This window comes from Arthrobacter silviterrae, from assembly GCF_011045165.1.
GTDB lineage: Bacteria > Actinomycetota > Actinomycetes > Actinomycetales > Micrococcaceae > Specibacter > Specibacter silviterrae.
The window spans coordinates 52,053-68,573 of the sequence record NZ_JAAKZI010000023.1; the positions used below are offsets into that span (position 1 = coordinate 52,053).

General features: G+C 67.8%; 13 protein-coding genes. 5 read left to right on the plus strand and 8 right to left on the minus strand.

Going from position 1 to position 16,521, the window contains the following annotated elements:
* Nucleotides 1-38: 38 nt before the first annotated feature.
* The 6 genes from G6N77_RS13210 to G6N77_RS13235 all read right to left on the minus strand — a co-directional run bounded on the left by G6N77_RS13210 (nucleotide 39) and on the right by G6N77_RS13235 (nucleotide 7,120).
* Entirely contained in the window at nucleotides 39-977 is a 939-nt protein-coding gene (locus G6N77_RS13210; RefSeq protein ID WP_262454489.1) for a 2-hydroxy-3-oxopropionate reductase, read from the minus strand.
* Nucleotides 944-1,735 (minus strand): hydroxypyruvate isomerase family protein, encoded by a 792-nt coding sequence (locus tag G6N77_RS13215; RefSeq protein WP_165182640.1) that lies wholly within the window; start codon nucleotides 1,733-1,735, stop codon nucleotides 944-946. The genes G6N77_RS13210 and G6N77_RS13215 overlap by 34 nt, the downstream gene beginning before the upstream one ends.
* Nucleotides 1,736-2,011: 276 nt before the next feature.
* Nucleotides 2,012-2,824: a bifunctional allantoicase/(S)-ureidoglycine aminohydrolase gene (locus G6N77_RS13220; RefSeq protein WP_165182641.1), complete on the minus strand. Its 813-nt coding sequence runs from the start codon at nucleotides 2,822-2,824 to the stop codon at nucleotides 2,012-2,014.
* 11 nt (nucleotides 2,825-2,835) lie between these two features.
* Entirely contained in the window at nucleotides 2,836-4,104 is a 1,269-nt protein-coding gene (locus G6N77_RS13225; RefSeq protein ID WP_165182642.1) for a DUF6986 family protein, read from the minus strand.
* Entirely contained in the window at nucleotides 4,101-5,720 is a 1,620-nt protein-coding gene (gene aceB, locus G6N77_RS13230; RefSeq protein WP_165182643.1) for a malate synthase A, read from the minus strand. Before aceB ends, G6N77_RS13225 begins: the two co-directional genes overlap by 4 nt.
* Nucleotides 5,717-7,120, minus strand: a complete 1,404-nt coding sequence (locus G6N77_RS13235; RefSeq protein ID WP_165182644.1) for an NAD-dependent malic enzyme — start codon at nucleotides 7,118-7,120, stop codon at nucleotides 5,717-5,719. The genes aceB and G6N77_RS13235 overlap by 4 nt, the downstream gene beginning before the upstream one ends.
* A gap of 237 nt (nucleotides 7,121-7,357) precedes the next feature.
* Between G6N77_RS13235 and G6N77_RS13240 the strand changes: the two genes are divergently transcribed.
* Nucleotides 7,358-8,116: an IclR family transcriptional regulator gene (locus tag G6N77_RS13240; RefSeq protein ID WP_165182645.1), complete on the plus strand. Its 759-nt coding sequence runs from the start codon at nucleotides 7,358-7,360 to the stop codon at nucleotides 8,114-8,116.
* 10 nt (nucleotides 8,117-8,126) lie between these two features.
* Here G6N77_RS13240 and G6N77_RS13245 read toward each other — a convergent pair whose 3' ends face one another.
* On the minus strand, nucleotides 8,127-9,491 hold the full coding sequence (locus G6N77_RS13245) for an 8-oxoguanine deaminase (RefSeq protein ID WP_165182646.1): 1,365 nt from the start codon (nucleotides 9,489-9,491) through the stop codon (nucleotides 8,127-8,129).
* A gap of 392 nt (nucleotides 9,492-9,883) precedes the next feature.
* Between G6N77_RS13245 and G6N77_RS13250 the strand changes: the two genes are divergently transcribed.
* From G6N77_RS13250 to G6N77_RS13265, 4 genes are read left to right on the plus strand one after another with little or no spacing between them, the layout of a single operon-like run.
* The gene (locus G6N77_RS13250; protein ID WP_165182647.1) at nucleotides 9,884-10,369 is read left to right on the plus strand and encodes a nucleoside deaminase; all 486 of its coding nucleotides are present in this window, start codon (nucleotides 9,884-9,886) and stop codon (nucleotides 10,367-10,369) included.
* Nucleotides 10,370-10,423: 54 nt separating this feature from the next.
* On the plus strand, nucleotides 10,424-11,884 hold the full coding sequence (locus G6N77_RS13255) for an NCS2 family permease (RefSeq protein ID WP_165182648.1): 1,461 nt from the start codon (nucleotides 10,424-10,426) through the stop codon (nucleotides 11,882-11,884).
* Nucleotides 11,885-11,889: 5 nt separating this feature from the next.
* On the plus strand, nucleotides 11,890-12,765 hold the full coding sequence (locus G6N77_RS13260; RefSeq protein ID WP_165182649.1) for an FAD binding domain-containing protein: 876 nt from the start codon (nucleotides 11,890-11,892) through the stop codon (nucleotides 12,763-12,765).
* Between the two features lie 2 nt (nucleotides 12,766-12,767).
* Nucleotides 12,768-15,515, plus strand: coding sequence for a molybdopterin-dependent oxidoreductase (locus G6N77_RS13265; RefSeq protein WP_165182650.1), 2,748 nt, complete (start codon nucleotides 12,768-12,770; stop codon nucleotides 15,513-15,515).
* A gap of 361 nt (nucleotides 15,516-15,876) precedes the next feature.
* Here G6N77_RS13265 and nboR read toward each other — a convergent pair.
* A partial coding sequence (gene nboR, locus G6N77_RS13270; RefSeq protein WP_420867315.1) for a nicotine blue oxidoreductase occupies nucleotides 15,877-16,521 on the minus strand: 645 nt, incomplete at its 5' end.

Here is a 16,521-nt window from a genome sequence, read left to right on the forward strand (position 1 = left end):
TGAAAAGCAGGTGGGAAAGTCAGTGGGTGGGGGTGGTGCTACTTGCGCCCGGATGAGGCCAGGGCCTGCTTGAAGAGGCCTGAGTGGTCCAGGGCGCCGTCGCCCTGGGCCACCATGGAGGTGACCAGCTGGGCCACGGCCGAGCCAAGCGGTACGGTGACGCCTGCTTCGCGGGCGGCGGCGGTGACAATGCCCAGGTCCTTGTTGTGGAGGGCCAGGCGGAAGCCGGGGTCGAAGTTGCGGGCCAGCATCTTCGCACCCTTTTGGTCCAGGACCTTGGAGCCGGCAAGTCCGCCGCCGAGCACCTTGAGGGCGGCGTCGGTGTCAACGCCGTAGGCCTCGAGGAAGACAATGGCTTCGGAGAGTGCCTGGATGTTGACGGCCACGATCAGCTGGTTTGCAGCTTTCACTGTCTGGCCGGAGCCGGAGGGGCCGACGTGGACGATCGTCTTGCCGACGGCGTTGAGCACGTCCTGGGCGTCCGCGAAATCCTTCGCGTCGCCGCCCACCATGATGGAGAGCACGCCGTCGATGGCGCCCTGCTCTCCCCCGGAAACGGGGGCGTCGAGGGGGCGGATGCCGGCCGCCACGGCGTCGTCGGAGAGGCGCTTGGCCACGTCCGGGCGGATGGAACTGGCGTCGATCCACAGGGTGCCCTTGGCGGCGTTGGCGAAGACGCCGTCGGCACCGGAAACCACTGCCTCGACGTCGGGGGAGTCAGGGACCATGGTGATGACGACGTCGGCGTCCTTGACGGCGTCGGCAATGCTGGTGGCGCCGCGGCCTCCGGCGGCGGCAAGCTTGTCAATGGCACCTTGGCTGCGGTTGTAGCCGGTGACCGTGTGGCCTGCCTTGACGAGGTTGACTGCCATGGGAAGGCCCATGATTCCGAGACCGATAACTGCAACGTTGCTCATTGTGTGTCCTTTGCGTGAAGTGCGGGTTAGTTGCTGGCGGCGGGCTGGCGGATGGCCCAGGTGAAGGCGTCCGCTGCGGCGGCCTTGTATTCAAGCCCGATGTGGCCGGTGTAGCCCAGTTCGCGGCTGCGGGTGATCCACTCGCCGAGGGGGAGGGTTCCCGTGCCGGGGGCGCCGCGGCCGGGGTTGTCAGCGATTTGGATGTGGCCGAAGTCCTTGGCGTGGTTTTCAATGACGGCGGCAACGTCGTCGCCGTTGACGGCCAGGTGGTAGAAGTCGGCGAGCAGCTTGATGTTCTCCGCCCCGGCGTTGGCGATGACGTCCAGGGCGTCCTGGGCCGTTTTGATCGGGTAGGCGGGGGTGCCGGAGACCGGTTCCAGCAGCACGGTGCCGCCGATGGCGGCGACGCCCTTGGCGGCTGCCCGGAGGTTCTCCAGTGCTGTCTCGTCCTGCGCCTGCGCCGAGGTGCCGTCTTGGCGGTTGCCGTAGAGGGCGTTGAAGCCCTTGCAGCCCAGGCGGCCGCCGATGCCCGCGACAACGTCAATGTTGTCCAGGAACTCCTTCTCGCGGCCTGTCCAGGAAACCAGTCCGCGGTCACCGGCGGGCATGTCCCCGGCGTTGAAGTTCAGGCCCGTGAGCTGCACGCCGGCGTCGGTGATGGCGCGTTCAAAGGCGGTGACCTCGGCGTCAGCCGGGACGGAGGAGGCGAAGGGCCACCAGAATTCCACGGCGTCGAAACCGGCAGCCTTGGCGGCTGCGGGGCGTTCCAGCAGGGGCAGCTCCGTGAGGAGGATGGAGCAGTTCACTGTGTACGTCATCGTGGGGTCCTTCCCGTGGAACGTCGGCGTTCCGTTGTGGCTTGTCATTCCCTTTGATTTTCATCTAGTGGAATTTAGATTCTGCTTTATGAAAAGTCTAGGCAAGGTGTGGCGCGTAGTCAAGGGGGCTGCGGGTGTTTGATGTGTCCCACTTCATCATCCGCAGGGAAACGCCTGTCCTGACCCTCCCAAACGCAAAAATGCCGCCGCTCCCGCAAAATGCCACCGGTGGAGCGGCGGCAAAATACGGGAACGGCGGCAAAAGCCGCGGGAACGCTACGTCAGCTTGATCTGGCGGTTCATGTCCTTGTACAGCAGGTAGCGGAATTCGCCCGGGCCGCCGGCGTAGCAGGCCTGGGGGCAGAAGGCGCGCAGCCACATGAAGTCGCCGGCCTCCACCTCAACCCAGTCGTTGTTGAGCAGGTACATGGCCTTGCCCTCCAGCACGTACAGGCCGTGCTCCATGACGTGGGTCTCCGGGAACGGGATCACGCCGCCGGGCTGGAACGTGACAATGTTGACCTGCATGTCGTGGGCCAGATCGGAGGAGTCCGTGAAGCGGGTGGTCTTCCAGGCGCCGTTGGTGTCCGGCATCGCGGTGGGTTCCACCTCGGAATCGCTCGTGACGAAGGACTTTGCCTCGTAGCCCTCAAGGCGCTCATAGGCCTTGCGGATCCACTGGAAAGTGACCGGGCCGTCGGAGACGTTCTCCAGGCCCCAGCTGGAACCGGCGGCCAGGTACGCGTAGCCGCCCTCCTCGAGTGCGTGCAGTTCGCCCTCGAGGGTCAGGTTGACCTTGCCCTTGGTGACAAAGATGACGCCCTCCACACCGGGCTCAAACTCGGCGCGCGGCGCACCGCCGCCGGCTCCGATCTCCACAATCAGCTGCGAGAACGTGGTGGCGAAGCCGGAGATCGGGCGTGCGATGATCCAGGCCCGGGTGTTGGTGAACCCGGGCAGGTTGCTCGTCACAATGTCCGTCATGACGCCCTTGGGGATGACGGTGTACGCCTCCGTGACAATGGCGCGCTCGGTGGTCAGGTGTGTCTGCGGCGGAAGCCCGCCTGCGGGGGAATAGTACTTGCCCATCAATGAGTCCTTTACTGGTGGACGGTGGCGAGCCGCGGGTGGGCCAGCGCCGTCAATTGTGATTGGTCAAGGCCTGCCTGGGCCTGCACTTCGTCGGCGCCGACGGCTCCGCACACCACGCCGCGCAGCACAAAGTTGGCCAGCGCGCGGGCCGTGGCGGGCTCGTCCATGACGGCGCCTTCGGTGCGGGAAACGTAGTTGGCCAGCCGGGCCGCCGCGGCCGGCAGGCCCTGGCGGTAGAAGGCATACGTGGCGGAAAAGCGGCTGGGCAGGTGTGCCGGGTGCATGTCCCAGCCCTGGTAGTAGCCGCGTTCCAGCGAACGGCGCACCAGGCGGCCGTGCAGGCGCCAGGCGTCCTCCGTGCCGTCCCCCATCGGGATGACGTTGGTGGAGCCGTCGGAGAGCCGGATGCCGGTCCCGGCCACGGCCAGCTGCATGACTTCCTTGGCAAAGTCCGCCACGGGGTGCTCCATGGACTGGTACTGCGCACTGATTTCCAGCGATGCGCTGTAATCATAGGTGCCGTAGTGCAAGGCGGTGATCCGCCCCGGCACCTCGTGCGCCAGCCGGGCCACCGGCGAGGTGCCGTCCGCGCCTATGATCAGCTGCGGTGTTTCCACCTGCACCTCAAAGCGGAGCCTGCCCGCCGGCAGCGAGTGCGCCGTCTCGAGACGCCCGACGGCGAACTCCATCGCCTTGACCTGGTCCACCGTGGTGACCTTGGGCAGTGTCAGGACAAGGCCTGCCGGCAGTTCGCCGGCGTCGGCCAGTGTGGAAACAAAGAGGTCAAGGGTGCGCAGCCCGCGGGCACGCGTGGCTTCCTCAAAGCACTTGAAGCGGATGCCGATGAACGGCGGGGCCGTCCCGGCGGCAACTGCTGCGGCCACGGCCTGGCCTGCCTTGACGGCGTCGGCGTCCTCCGCCTCGTCGCCGCGGTTGCCGTAGCCGTCCTCAAAGTCCAGGCGCAGGTCCTCGATGGGCTCGGCGGCCAGCTTGGCGGCAACGCGCGGTGCCACCTCGGCGGCCAGGGCGGCATCCTGGCCCAGCAGCGCGCCGAGGTGCTCCAGCCCGCCGTTGGCCTCGACCGTGGCCAGGGCCTGCCGGCCCCAGTCCGCGGCCAGGTCGGGGGTGAACCTGTCAGCCGGAACGTAGACGGTGTGCACGGGCTGACGGGATCCGTCGTCGCCCGGGTAGTTGCCCTCCAGCAGCCGGTCCGTGTCCTTCAGGGACGCGTCGATCTGGGCGAGGTCCGCCGCCGAAAGTGCCGGCGTCGGACTCATGAGGCCGCCGCCAGTTCGTAGGCCGGGACGGTCAGGAAGTCTGCGTAGTCCTCGGAGAGGACGATGTCGGCGATGAGGTCGCTGGCCGGCTTGTAATACTTGGCGAAGGCGGCGTCTCCCACTTCACCGTGCAGCTTGGCAGTTTCCTCGGCCAGGATTTCCGTGACCAGTTCGCGGGTGACGGTCTTGCCGGAGTCCGCGAGGGTGGCGGCGTTGTGGATCTGCTGCCACACCTGGGACCGGGAGATTTCCGCGGTGGCGGCGTCCTCCATGAGGTTGTGGATGGCCACGGCGCCGCTGCCCGAGAGCCAGACGGCCGTGTAGGCGACGGCAACGTACAGGTTCAGGCGCAGTCCCGCCTCGGTGACGGTGCCCTTGGCGGAGGCGATGTCCAGCAGCTGGGCGGCGGTGACCTCCACCTCGGGGCGCTGCTTGTCCAGCTGGTTCGGGCGCGCGCCGAGAACGGCGTCGAACACTTCCTGGCAGACCGGCACCAGGTCCGGGTGGGCCACCCAGGAACCGTCAAAGCCGTCGTTTGCCTCGCGGGTCTTGTCCGCGCGGACCTTCTCGAACGCCGCGGCGGTGACCTCGGGCTCGCGCCTGTTGGGGATGACGGCGGCCATGCCGCCCATGGCGAAGGCGCCGCGCTTGTGGCAGGTCTTCACCAGCAGCTCGGTGTAGGCGCGCATGAACGGTGCCGTCATGGTGATCTGCCCGCGGTCCGGGAGCACAAAGGCGGCGCCGGCGTCGCGGAAGTACTTGATGATGCTGAAGAGGTAGTCCCAGCGGCCGGCATTCAGGCCGGAGGCGTGGTCGCGGAGCTCGTAAAGGATCTCGTCCATTTCGAAGGCGGCCGGGATGGTCTCGATGAGCACGGTGGCCCGGACGGTGCCCTGGGGGATGCCGAGGTAGTCCTGGGCAAACACAAAGACGTCGTTCCAGAGGCGGGCCTCAAGGTGGCTTTCCATCTTCGGCAGGTAGTAGTACGGGCCCTGGCCGTTGGCGAGCAGCAGCTTGGCCGTGTGGAAGAAGTGCAGGCCAAAGTCCACGAGGGCGCCCGAGGTGGGTGCGCCGTTGAGCAGGAGGTGGGTCTCCTCCAGGTGCCAGCCGCGGGGGCGGGCGACGACGACGGACAGGGGCGCGTCCGTGCGCAGCCGGTATTCCTTGCCCTCGGGCGAGGTGTACTCGAGGGTTCCGAGGGCGGCGTCGCGCAGGTTCAGCACGGCGTCCACCACATTGGCCCACAGCGGCGTGCTGGCGTCCTCGAGGTCGGCCAGCCACACCTTGGCGCCGGAGTTCAGGGCGTTGATGGCCATCTTGGCCGGGGACGCGGGGCCCGTCATTTCCACGCGGCGGTCGGTCAGTGCCGCCGGGGCGGGGGCAACCTGCCACTCGCCGGCGCGGATCCCGGCCGTCTCCGGCAGGAAGTCCAGCCCGCCCGTGGCGGCCACGTGTTCACGCTTAGTGGTGCGCTCGGCCAGGCGCTCGATGCGGGCGGGGTTGAAGCGGCTGTTGAGCTCGGCGACGAAGTCAAGGGCCTCAGGCGTCAGGATTTCGCCGGCGCGGGGGATCGGGGTGGGATCGGTGACCGTGATGGTGAGGGCGGGGCTGGTCATGATTGCGTCCTTTCGAGGGTTGATCCTGCCGCGTTGGCAACGGCGGAAGCGACGTCGGCGGCCACGTGCGGGTCGAAGACGCTGGGGATGATGAAACTGGCGTTGAGTTCAGAATCGTCCACGCGGTTGGCAATGGCAACAGCTGCCGCGACCAGCATATCGTCGGTGATGTCGGACATGCCGGCGTCGAGCAGCCCGCGGAAGAAGCCGGGGAAGGCCAGCACGTTGTTGATCTGGTTCGGGAAGTCGCTGCGGCCCGTGGCCACGACGGCGGCATGCCGTGAGGCGATGACCGGGTCCACCTCGGGCGTGGGGTTTGCCATCGCAAACACAATGGCGTTTTCCGCCATGGCCGCAACCTGCTCCTCACCCAGGATGTTGGGGCCGCTGACTCCGATGAAGACGTCCGCACCGGGCATGGCGTCATGGAGGGAGCCGGTGAAGTTGTCCGGGTTGGTGTTGTTGGCCAGCCAGGTGCGGTGCTCATCCGTGTAGGTCTCGCTGCGGTTGATGGCACCGTTGCGGCCGCAGGCCACCACGTTTTTCGCGCCCTGGGCCAGAAGCAGCTGGATGATGGCGTTGCCCGCCGCGCCGACCCCGGCAACGACGATCTTGACGTCCTCGATCTTCTTTTCCACCACGCGCAGTGCGTTGGTGAGGGCCGCGAGCGTCACGATGGCCGTGCCGTGCTGGTCGTCGTGGAAGACGGGGATGTCCAGCTCTTCCTTCAGGCGGCGTTCGATCTCAAAGCAGCGGGGGGCCGCGATGTCCTCAAGGTTGATGCCGCCGTACACGGGGGCAATCGCCTTGACGATGCTGATGATTTCCTCGGTGTCCTTCGTGTCCAGGCAGACGGGCCAGGCGTCGACGTTGGCGAACTGCTTGAACAGCGCCGCCTTGCCCTCCATGACGGGCAGGGCCGCGGCCGGGCCGATGTCGCCCAGGCCCAGGACGGCCGTGCCGTCGGTGACGACGGCGATCGTGTTGCGCTTGATGGTCAGGTTGCGTGCGGCGGCCGGGTCCTCGGCGATGGCCATGCAGACGCGGGCGACGCCGGGGGTGTAGGCCCGGGAGAGGTCGTCGCGGTTGCGGATGGCCACCTTTGGGGTGACCTCGAGCTTGCCGCCGAGGTGCATGAGGAAGGTGCGGTCGGAAACATGCAGCACGTGCACGCCGTCGAGGGCCTCGAGGGCGTCCCGCACACGCTCGGCGTGGTCGTCGTCGGTGGTGTTCGCAGTGATGTCAACAACAATGCTGGTGTGCTGGGACTCAACAATGTCCAGTGCGGTGACGGCGGCGCCGGCCGAGGCGGCTGCCGCGGCAAGCTCACTCGTGACGGTGAAGTTGGACGGCGCACTGACGCGCAGGGTGATGGAGTTGCCGGGGCTAGGGTTCGCCATTGAATGTCCTTGAAGTTGTGGCCCGCGAGGGCTTCCCGAATGTTATTTGTTTTCGTATGATGGATATTATTATCTATCTAGTGGAATAACAAGTCCTTGCCGCCAAATGGTCAAAGTGGTTGACATGGTGCGGTATCTTTGAGTTTGAAACATCATTTTCACAATGTGGATAAATGGGCACTGTGGAACCCGCAACGGATGGACGGTGGACGTCCAGGAATCCAGGAGTAAAGCGACATGGCAGCAAAGACCGGCGGCGGCGTGCAGTCCGTGGAGCGCGTGTTTGAACTGCTGGAACTCATCACGGACGCTGGCGGCGATGTAACCCTCAGCGAGCTCTCCGGTTCCACGGACCTTCCCCTGCCCACCATCCACAGGCTGTTGCGCACGCTGGTCTCGCTGGGCTACATCCGCCAGCTGCCGAACCGCCGCTACGCCCTGGGTCCGCGGCTCATCCGACTGGGCGAAGGCGCCAACAAGCAGCTGGGCGCACTGGCCCGGCCGCAGCTGAAGACGCTGGTCGACAAGCTGGGTGAAACCGCCAACATGGCTGTGCTGGAATCCGACATGGTCATCTACATAGCCCAGGTCCCCTCGCCGCACTCCATGCGCATGTTCACCGAGGTGGGCCGGCGCGCCCACACCCACGACACCGGCGTGGGGAAGGCCTTGCTGGCCCAGCTGGACAATGACACCGTCCGCGGCATCATTGCCCGGCAGGGAATGCCCACGCCCACCAACAAGAGCATCGGCACCATTGACGCCCTGCTGGCGGACCTGGAGTTGATCCGCAACCGCGGCTATTCCATTGATGAGGAAGAGCAGGAGCTCGGCGTGCGCTGCTTCGCCATGTCCGTCCCTAACGCCCCCACCCCCACCGCCATTTCGGTCTCAGGTCCCGTAACCCGGGTTGACCAGGCGTTTGCGGACCGTGCCGTGCCCATGCTGCAACAGGCCGCCGCCGTCATTTCCGCGGAACTCAACAGCGCAAACTAGCCAGCGCAAACTAGCCGTTCACCAGGCGCCGCGCCGCGCTGCTGTGCTCCGCGATGAGCGCGCCCAGGTCCAGGCCGGGAATCCGGCCGTCCACCACGCGCCACTGCCCGCCCACCATGACCCTGTCCGCACGGTCGGCACCGCACAGCAGCAGGGCGGCCACCGGGTCGTGCGAGCCTGAGAAGCGCAGCTCGTCCAGGGTAAACAGGGCCAGGTCAGCCTGGCGTCCGGGCGCTATCTCGCCCAGGCTCTCCCGCCCCAGCACCCGTGCCGACCCCCTTGTGGCCCAGCCCAGGGCGCGTTCCACGCTGACCCCTGCGCCGTACCGCAGCCGCTGCAGGTAGAGCGCCTGCCGCGCCTCCTGGATCATGTTGGAGGCGTCATTGGAGGCGGAGCCGTCCACGCCCAGTCCCACCGGGACGCCGGCCGCCTCAAGGTCCAGGATGCGGGCGGTGCCTGACGCCAGCCTCATGTTCGACGACGGGCAGTGGGCTATGCCGGTTCCGGCGGCTCCCAGCCGCGCGATTTCGGCGTCGTCGAAGTGGATGCCGTGGCCCAGCCAGGTCCGGTCCGTCAGCCAGCCCACGCTTTCGAGGTAGTCCACCGTGCGCAGGCCAAACTTTTCCCGGCAAAAGTCCTCCTCGTCGAGGGTTTCGGCCAGGTGCGTGTGCAGGCGGACGTCCAGTTTTTCGGCCAGGGCGGCGCTCTCCACCATGAGTTCGCGGGTGACCGAGAAGGGCGAGCACGGGGCCAGCGCAATCTGGATGACTGCGTCGTCGCCGCGCTCATGGTAGGCGGCAACCAGCCGTTCGCTGTCCGCCAAAATGACGTCGGGGTCCTGCACCGTGGACTGCGGCGGCAGCCCGCCGTCGTGCTCGCCCAATGACATGGAGCCCCGGGTGAGGGTGGCGCGCATGCCCAGCTCCCGCACGGCTTCCACCTGGATGTCGATGGCATCCTCAAGCCCGTGCGGGAACAGGTAGTGGTGGTCCGCGGCCGTGGTGCAGCCCGAGAGCAGCAGTTCGGCCAGTGCCGCCGTCGTGGCCAGCCGCAGGTCCTTCGGGGTCAGCCGGGCCCAGACGGGGTAGAGCGTTTTCAGCCAGGGGAACAGTTCGGCATTGGCCACGGGAGCCCAGGCCCGGGTGAGCGTCTGGTAAAAGTGGTGGTGGGTGTTGACCAGGCCGGGCGTGATGACGTGCCGGCCGGCGTCGAACACCTCCTCGCACGGTGTCGCGGGGGACTGGCCGGCGGCGAGAACCTCAGCGATCAGGCCGCCGGCAAGGACCACCCCGCCGCCGGCGTCGAGGTCATTGGCGGTAAAGGCGGCCAGCGGGTTCTTGAGCCAGAGCCGGCGGTCCGGGGTTGATTGCTTCATGGGGATCCTTGCAGTGGACGGGGCGGGCCGGCCAATAAAAAAGCCGGCACCGCACGGGTGCCAGCTCAGTTTTCCTCCTGTTGAAAGGCCCTGTCTGCTGATCCAGGCAGTCCCGCCGAAACGGTCCTGCGCCCAATGTAGGCGAGGGCGCGGGTGAAAGTCAACGCTTCGCGACATTTCATGATGCGGTAACGAGTTTCCAAAAAACTGTTGCCCGGCTCACATTTCGGTGTTAGGGTCATCATCAAGTCTATGGCGGGCGCCCTACAAGGGCCGCTATCTACCGGGCGTATCTTGAATCTCAAACCAAGTGCACACCGGTACAGGAAATCCTTCCCAGGATTCCCGCATGATGCTGTTTTGCCGGGTGCTTCAGTGACAAGGAAGTCACCATGAACATCAATGAATTTGGCCAGGAACACCTGGCCCGGGCGGTAGACCTGGCCACCACCAACGTCCTGGACCACGGCGGGCCATTTGGCGCCGTCGTGGTCACGGCGGACGGGCGGGCCTTCGAAGGAATCAACCGCGTCACCGCCAACAATGACCCCACGGCGCACGCCGAGGTCACGGCCATCCGGGCGGCCTGCACGGCCCTCGGCACCTTCGACCTCACCGGCGCCACCCTCTACACCAGCTGCGAGCCCTGCCCCATGTGCCTGGCATCGGCCCTGTGGGCCCGCGTGGACCGGGTGTACTTTGCCGCGGACAGGCACGACGCCGCCCGCGCCGGATTCGACGACGCCGTCTTCTACGACTACTTCGACACCCCCGTGGAGCAGCGGTCCATGCCCGTGCGGCAACTGGCGCCGGGAGCCGCAGACCCGCTGGCCCCCTTCACCACCTGGAACGGGCTCGCCACCCGGATCGATTACTAGGGGGCGGCTGACATGGCTCTGTTGAACAAGACCGGAAAAGCAAAGGGGCCCTCCATGGCACCCGGACAGCCCGAAACCAAGCGTGGCATGGCACTGGCCATCGACCGCTACTTTGAAATCAGTGCCCGCGGCTCAAGCGTGGTGCGCGAATTCCGCGGCGGCCTGGCCACCTTCTTCGCCATGTGCTACATCGTGGTCCTGAACCCGCTGATCCTCAGTTCGCCCGACGGTTCCGGCCACGTGCTGGGCATACCCCAGGTGGCTGCAGTGACCGCCGTCGTGGCCGGCGTGACCACCATCGTCATGGGGGTGTGGGCGAAGTACCCCTTCGCGCTCGCCGCCGGGCTCGGCGTCAACGCCTTTGTCTCCGCCACGATTGCCACCACCAAGAACCTGACCTGGCCGGAGGTCATGGGCCTGGTGCTCATTGCCGGCATCGTCATGTTTCTGCTGGTTGTTTCCGGGCTCCGGGAGGCCGTCATGCGGGCGGTCCCGGCCGGGCTGAAGACGGCGATCGTGGTGGGAATTGGCCTGTTTATTGCCATCATCGGGCTGGTCAACGCCGGGTTTGTGCGCCGCATCCCGGATTCGGCCCACACCACCGTGCCGCTGCAGCTGGGCCAGGATGGAAAGCTGCTGGGCTGGCCCACGCTGGTGTTTGTCTTCGGCCTGGTGCTGACCATTGTGCTGCTGGTGCGCAAGGTCAAGGGCGGCCTGTTGATCGGCATTGTCGCCTCCACGCTGTTTGCCATGGGCCTGCAACTGGTCACCAACACCGCATCCAGCCAGAAGGACCCGTCCGGCTGGTCGCTCATGGTCCCCGCCGTGCCGGCGAAGATTTTCTCCCTGCCGGACCTCTCCCTGGTGGGCAAGGTGGACATGTTTGGCGCCTTCGCCCATTTGGGGATCATGTCCGCCCTGCTGCTGACCTTCACCATTTTGCTCAGCGTGTTCTTTGACGCCATGGGCACCATGACCGGGCTGGCCAGCGAGGCAGGGCTGGTGGATGAGGACAACAACATGAAGAACGCCAACCGCGTGCTGCTGGTTGACGCGGTGGGCTCCGTGGCCGGCGGCTTCGGCTCCGTTTCCGCCAATGAAATCTTTGTGGAGTCGGCGGCGGGCATCGCCGAGGGTGCCCGGACCGGGTTGGCCAGCGTTGTCACCGGTGGGCTGTTCCTGCTGGCCGCGTTCTTCGCCCCGCTCGTGGCCATTGTGCCGTTTGAGGCGGTGGCCCCGGCCCTGGTCATTGTGGGCTTCATGATGGCCTCCCAGGTCCGCAAGGTGGAGTGGGACGACTTCGGAATCGCCATTCCGGCCTTCCTGACGTTCATCCTGATGCCGTTCACCTACTCGATCGCCAACGGCCTCGGCGCCGGGTTCATCGCCTACGTTGTCATCCGCGTGGTGCAGGGTAGGGCCCGTGAAGTGCACGTGCTGATGTGGGGCGTTGCCGCATCCTTTGTGGTGTACTTCGGGATGGGACCCATCCAGCAGCTCCTCGGGATCGGCTAGCAACCATGGACATGAACACCATCGAGGCAGTGGTTCCCACGGCCGACCCCTCCGCCTGGCGCCCCGGCGATGCCTGGCTGGCCGGAGGCACCGTGTTGTTCTCCTATGGCAGCACCACCCTGCGCCGCCTGCTGGACGTGACCACGGCCGGCTGGCCGGCCATCCAGGTGGACGACGGCGGCATCGAGCTGGCAGCCACCTGCACCATCGCCGAGCTGTATGCGCTGCCGGACCGGCCGGGGCTGCCGCCGGCGTGGACGGCACTGGAACTGGTGCGCCTGTGCTGCGATTCCTTTGTGGCGTCATTCAAGATCTGGAACGCGTCCACCGTGGGCGGGAACATCGCCACAGCCCTGCCTGCCGGGCCCATGACCTCACTCTGTGCCTCCCTCGACGGGGTGGCCACGGTGCTGGGGCCCGGCGGCGGGAGCCGGCAGGTGCCCGTGGCCGGGCTGGTGGTGGGCGACGCCCGCACCAGCCTGGCCCCGGGCGAACTCCTGCGCAGCATTCACCTCCCCGCCGCCGCGCTGGCCTCCAGGGTGGCATTCCGCCGCCTTTCGCTGAGCAACCTGGGCCGCTCCGGCGTCCTGCTCATTGGCCGTTTAGCGCCCGACGGCGGCCTGGTCCTGACCGTGACCGCCGCCACCAAGCGGCCGGTGCAGTTGCGCTTCGCCGGTTCGGGGGCGGCGGGGCCAGGTGCCGGGCTCCCCGACGCGGCCGGCCTGCGGCGGGCCCTGGACGCCGCCATCCCCGCGGAGCTGTACCACGACGACATCCACGGACTGCCGCAATGGCGCCGCGACATGACGTACCGGCTCGCCGAGGAGATCCGGGCCGAACTGCTCGGCGCCCCGGCCCACGACGTAAGCAAGGGGGCCTGACCATGGCCATGGGCATCAACGGCACGCCGCACGCCAACGAACCGCGGCCGGGGCAATGCCTGCGCACCTACCTCCGCGAGGAAGGCATGTTGGGCGTGAAAAAGGGCTGCGACGGCGGCGACTGCGGCGCCTGCACGGTGCACGTGGACGGCGTGCCGGTGCACAGCTGCCTCTACCCAGCCGTGCGCGCCGCGGGCAAAAACGTCACCACCGTGGAGGGATTGGCCAGCGGCGGCACGCTCCACCCCATGCAGGAGCAGTTCCTGGCTGCCCAGGGCTTCCAGTGCGGCTTCTGCACGGCAGGCATGCTCATGACGGCGGCCACCTTCGACGACGCCCAAAAGGAGAACCTCCCCCGCAACTTGAAGGGCAACCTGTGCCGCTGCACCGGCTACCGGGCCATCGGGGACGCCGTGCTGGGTGTCTCGACGGAAGATGCGGACAGCTGCGGCCACGTGGGCGCCAGCCAGGGTGCACCGGCCGGCCGCGCCGTGGTGACGGGCACGGCCCGCTACACGCTCGACGTCGACCCGGCGGACTACCCCGGACTGCTGCACATGAAACTGCTGCGCTCCCCGCACGCCCACGCCCGGATCACCTCCATCGACACCGCCGCCGCCCTCCGGCTGCCCGGGGTCCGCGCCGTCTTCACCCACCAGGATTCGCCGAAACAGCTGTTTTCCACGGCCCAGCACGAGCTGTTCACGGACGACCCCGACGACACCCTGGTGCTGGATTCCGTGGTGCGCCACGTGGGCCAGCGGGTGGCCGCCGTCGTGGCCGACTCCGTCCAGGAGGCCGAGGCCGGCGTGCGTGCCCTGGTGGTCAGCTATGAGGTGCTGCCCGCCGTCCTTGACCCGGAAAACGCGCTGCTCCCGGGCGCCCCGGCCGTCCACGGGGACAAGGATGCCGCGGCCAGCCGCATCGGCGACCCGGCGCACAACATTGTCGCGGAGCTGCACACCGAGCTCGGCGACGTGGCAGCGGGACTGGCGCTGGCCGACGTCGTGCATCAGGAGACGTACAGCACCCAGCGGGTGCAGCACACGGCCCTGGAAACCCATGCAGCGATCGGGCGGCTGGACGGGGAGGGCCGGCTGGACATGCGCTCCTCGACGCAGACGCCGTTCTTGACCCGGCGTGCCCTCTGCCGCGTTTTTGGCCTGCCCGAGGACGCGGTGCGCGTGGTGGCCGGACGGGTGGGCGGCGGATTTGGCGGCAAGCAGGAGATGCTCACGGAGGACATTGTGGCGCTGGCAGTCCTGGCGCTGCGGCGCCCCGTGCAGCTGGAATACACGCGCACCGAGCAGCTCACGGCGTCCACCACCCGCCACCCCTTCACCATCCGGCTCAGCGCGGGCGCCCGCAGGGACGGGACGCTGACCGCGCTGGCCGTGGATGTGCTGGTCAACACCGGCGCCTACGGCAACCACGCCCCCGGAGTCATGTTCCACGGCTGCGGGGAATCGCTCGCCGTGTACCAGTGCGCCAACAAGAAGGTGGATGCGCGCTCCGTGTACACCAACACCGTGCCGGCCGGCGCCTTCCGCGGATATGGGCTGAGCCAGATGTTCTTTGCCGTGGAATCGGCCATGGACGAGCTCGCTGCGGGGCTGGGCATGGACCCCATGGAGTTCCGGCGGCGCAACATGGTCCGGTCCGGGGACCCCATGCTGTCCACTTCCCCCGAACCCGAGGAGGACGTGCACTACGGCAGCTACGGGCTGGACCAGTGCGTGGACCTGGTGGATGACGCCCTGCGGCGGGGTGCCGAGCGGTACCGCGAGGCCGGGCTCGCGGAGCTGGGGCCGGACTGGGCCGTGGGGACGGGGACTGCCCTGTCGATGATTGACACCGTCCCGCCGCGCGGCCACTTTGCCCACTCCGTGCTGGAGCTGCTGGCCGACGGCACGTTCAAGTCCAGCGTGGGCACTGCCGAATTTGGCAACGGCACCACCACGGTGCACGCGCAATTGGCGGCGACGGCGCTGAACAGCCGGGCGGAATTCGTGGCGGTGGCCCAGTCCGACACGTCCCTGACGGAGCATGACACGGGAGCTTTTGGCTCCACCGGGACCGTGGTTGCGGGCAAGGCCACGCTGCTCGCCGCCCAGGACCTGGCCGGTGAGCTGCTCAAGGTGGCCGCGGACGGCGCCGGCGCGGATGTTGCGGCGTGCCGGCTGGTGCCGGGCGCCGTGGACTGCGCCGGCACGCTGCTGCCGCTGGCCCGGGTCTACGAGCTGGCCGCCTTGGCAGGGCGAACGTTGCGGGCCGAGGGGCGCTGGGGCGGCACGCCGCGCTCCGTGGCGTTCAACGTCCACGGCTTCCGGGTGGCCGTCAACAGGGGCACGGGGGAGCTGCGGATACTTCAAAGCGTGCAGGCGGCGGACGCCGGCGTGGTGGTCAACCCGCGGCAGTGCCGGGGGCAGATCGAGGGCGGCATTGCCCAGGCCCTGGGCGCGGCGCTGTACGAGGAGGTGCTGGTGGGGGACGACGGCGCCGTCACGACGGACATCCTGCGCCAGTACCACATCCCCACTTTTGCGGACGTGCCGCGCAGCGAGGTGTACTTTGCCGCGACGCATGACTCGCTGGGCCCCCTGGGGGCGAAGTCCATGAGCGAGAGCCCGTTCAATCCCGTGGCGCCGGCGCTGGCCAACGCCATCCGCAACGCCACCGGCGTGAGGTTCACCCGGCTGCCGCTGGCCAGGGACGTCATCTACCTGGGTCTGAAGGCCGCCCGCGCCTGACCCCCTGACGCTCCCTTTCCGTGGGGGCCAAACTCGTGCCGAGTTTTGCCCCCGGTGCACCGGGGGACGAACCCAACGTGGGTTTTGCCCCACAGAAAAGTCCGCGAGCCGTAATCAGGAGCCCAGCCTCAACCACCCGGCTGCCGCTGGCCAGGGACGTCATCTACCTGGGGCTGAAGGCCGCCGGCGCCTGACCCCGACGCTCCCTTTCCGTGGGGGCCAAACTCGTGCCGAGTTTTGCCCCCGGTGCACCGGGGGACGAACCCAACGTGGGTTTTGCCCCACAGAAAAGTCCGCGAGCCGTAAGCAGGAGCCCAACCTCAACCACCCGGCCGCCGGCGCCTGACCCCCTGACGCTCCCTCAGCTTTTGCGCTGTTTGGGCGGACGCTCCATCAGGTGCAGGTCCGCTTCGGTATCCAAGTCGGCGCCGTCGAAGAGGTCGCTGCAGTCCACCAAGTCGATGAGTTCGGGGTGTTCGCGCAGAAATTGCCGCGCTCCGGCGTCGCCCGTTGACGTGGCGGCCGCCTGCTCGGCAAGTTCGGGGCTGAAGATGATGGGGTGGCCGCGGAGCAGCGTGCCGCCCTCCCCGCCATAGCCGGCCGCCGTGATGCGGCCCGGCCGGTGCGTGGCAATCAGCCTGTTGACCAGCCCGGCGGTGACGCCCGGCTGGTCAACCAACGCTATGAGCGTGTTGTTGCCGGGCGCCGTTGCGGCCACCCCCAGGCGGAACGAGCCTCCCATGCCGGAGGCCCAACCTTCATTGCTTACCAGCCGGCAGCCGGCCAGCCCGGGCAATACGGCGGCTGCCGCCGACCCTGCGCCAAGCACGACGACGACGTCAGTGCAGCCGCCGTCCCGGAGGACGGCGGCTGCATGCTCCACCAACGTGGCACCGCGGAACGGCAGCAGGGCCTTGGGCCCGCGTCCCAGCCGCGTGCCGGCCCCCGCTGCCAACAGCACCGCCGTCGTGTCCACCATGGCATCCAATCTAGCCCCCTCGCGCGG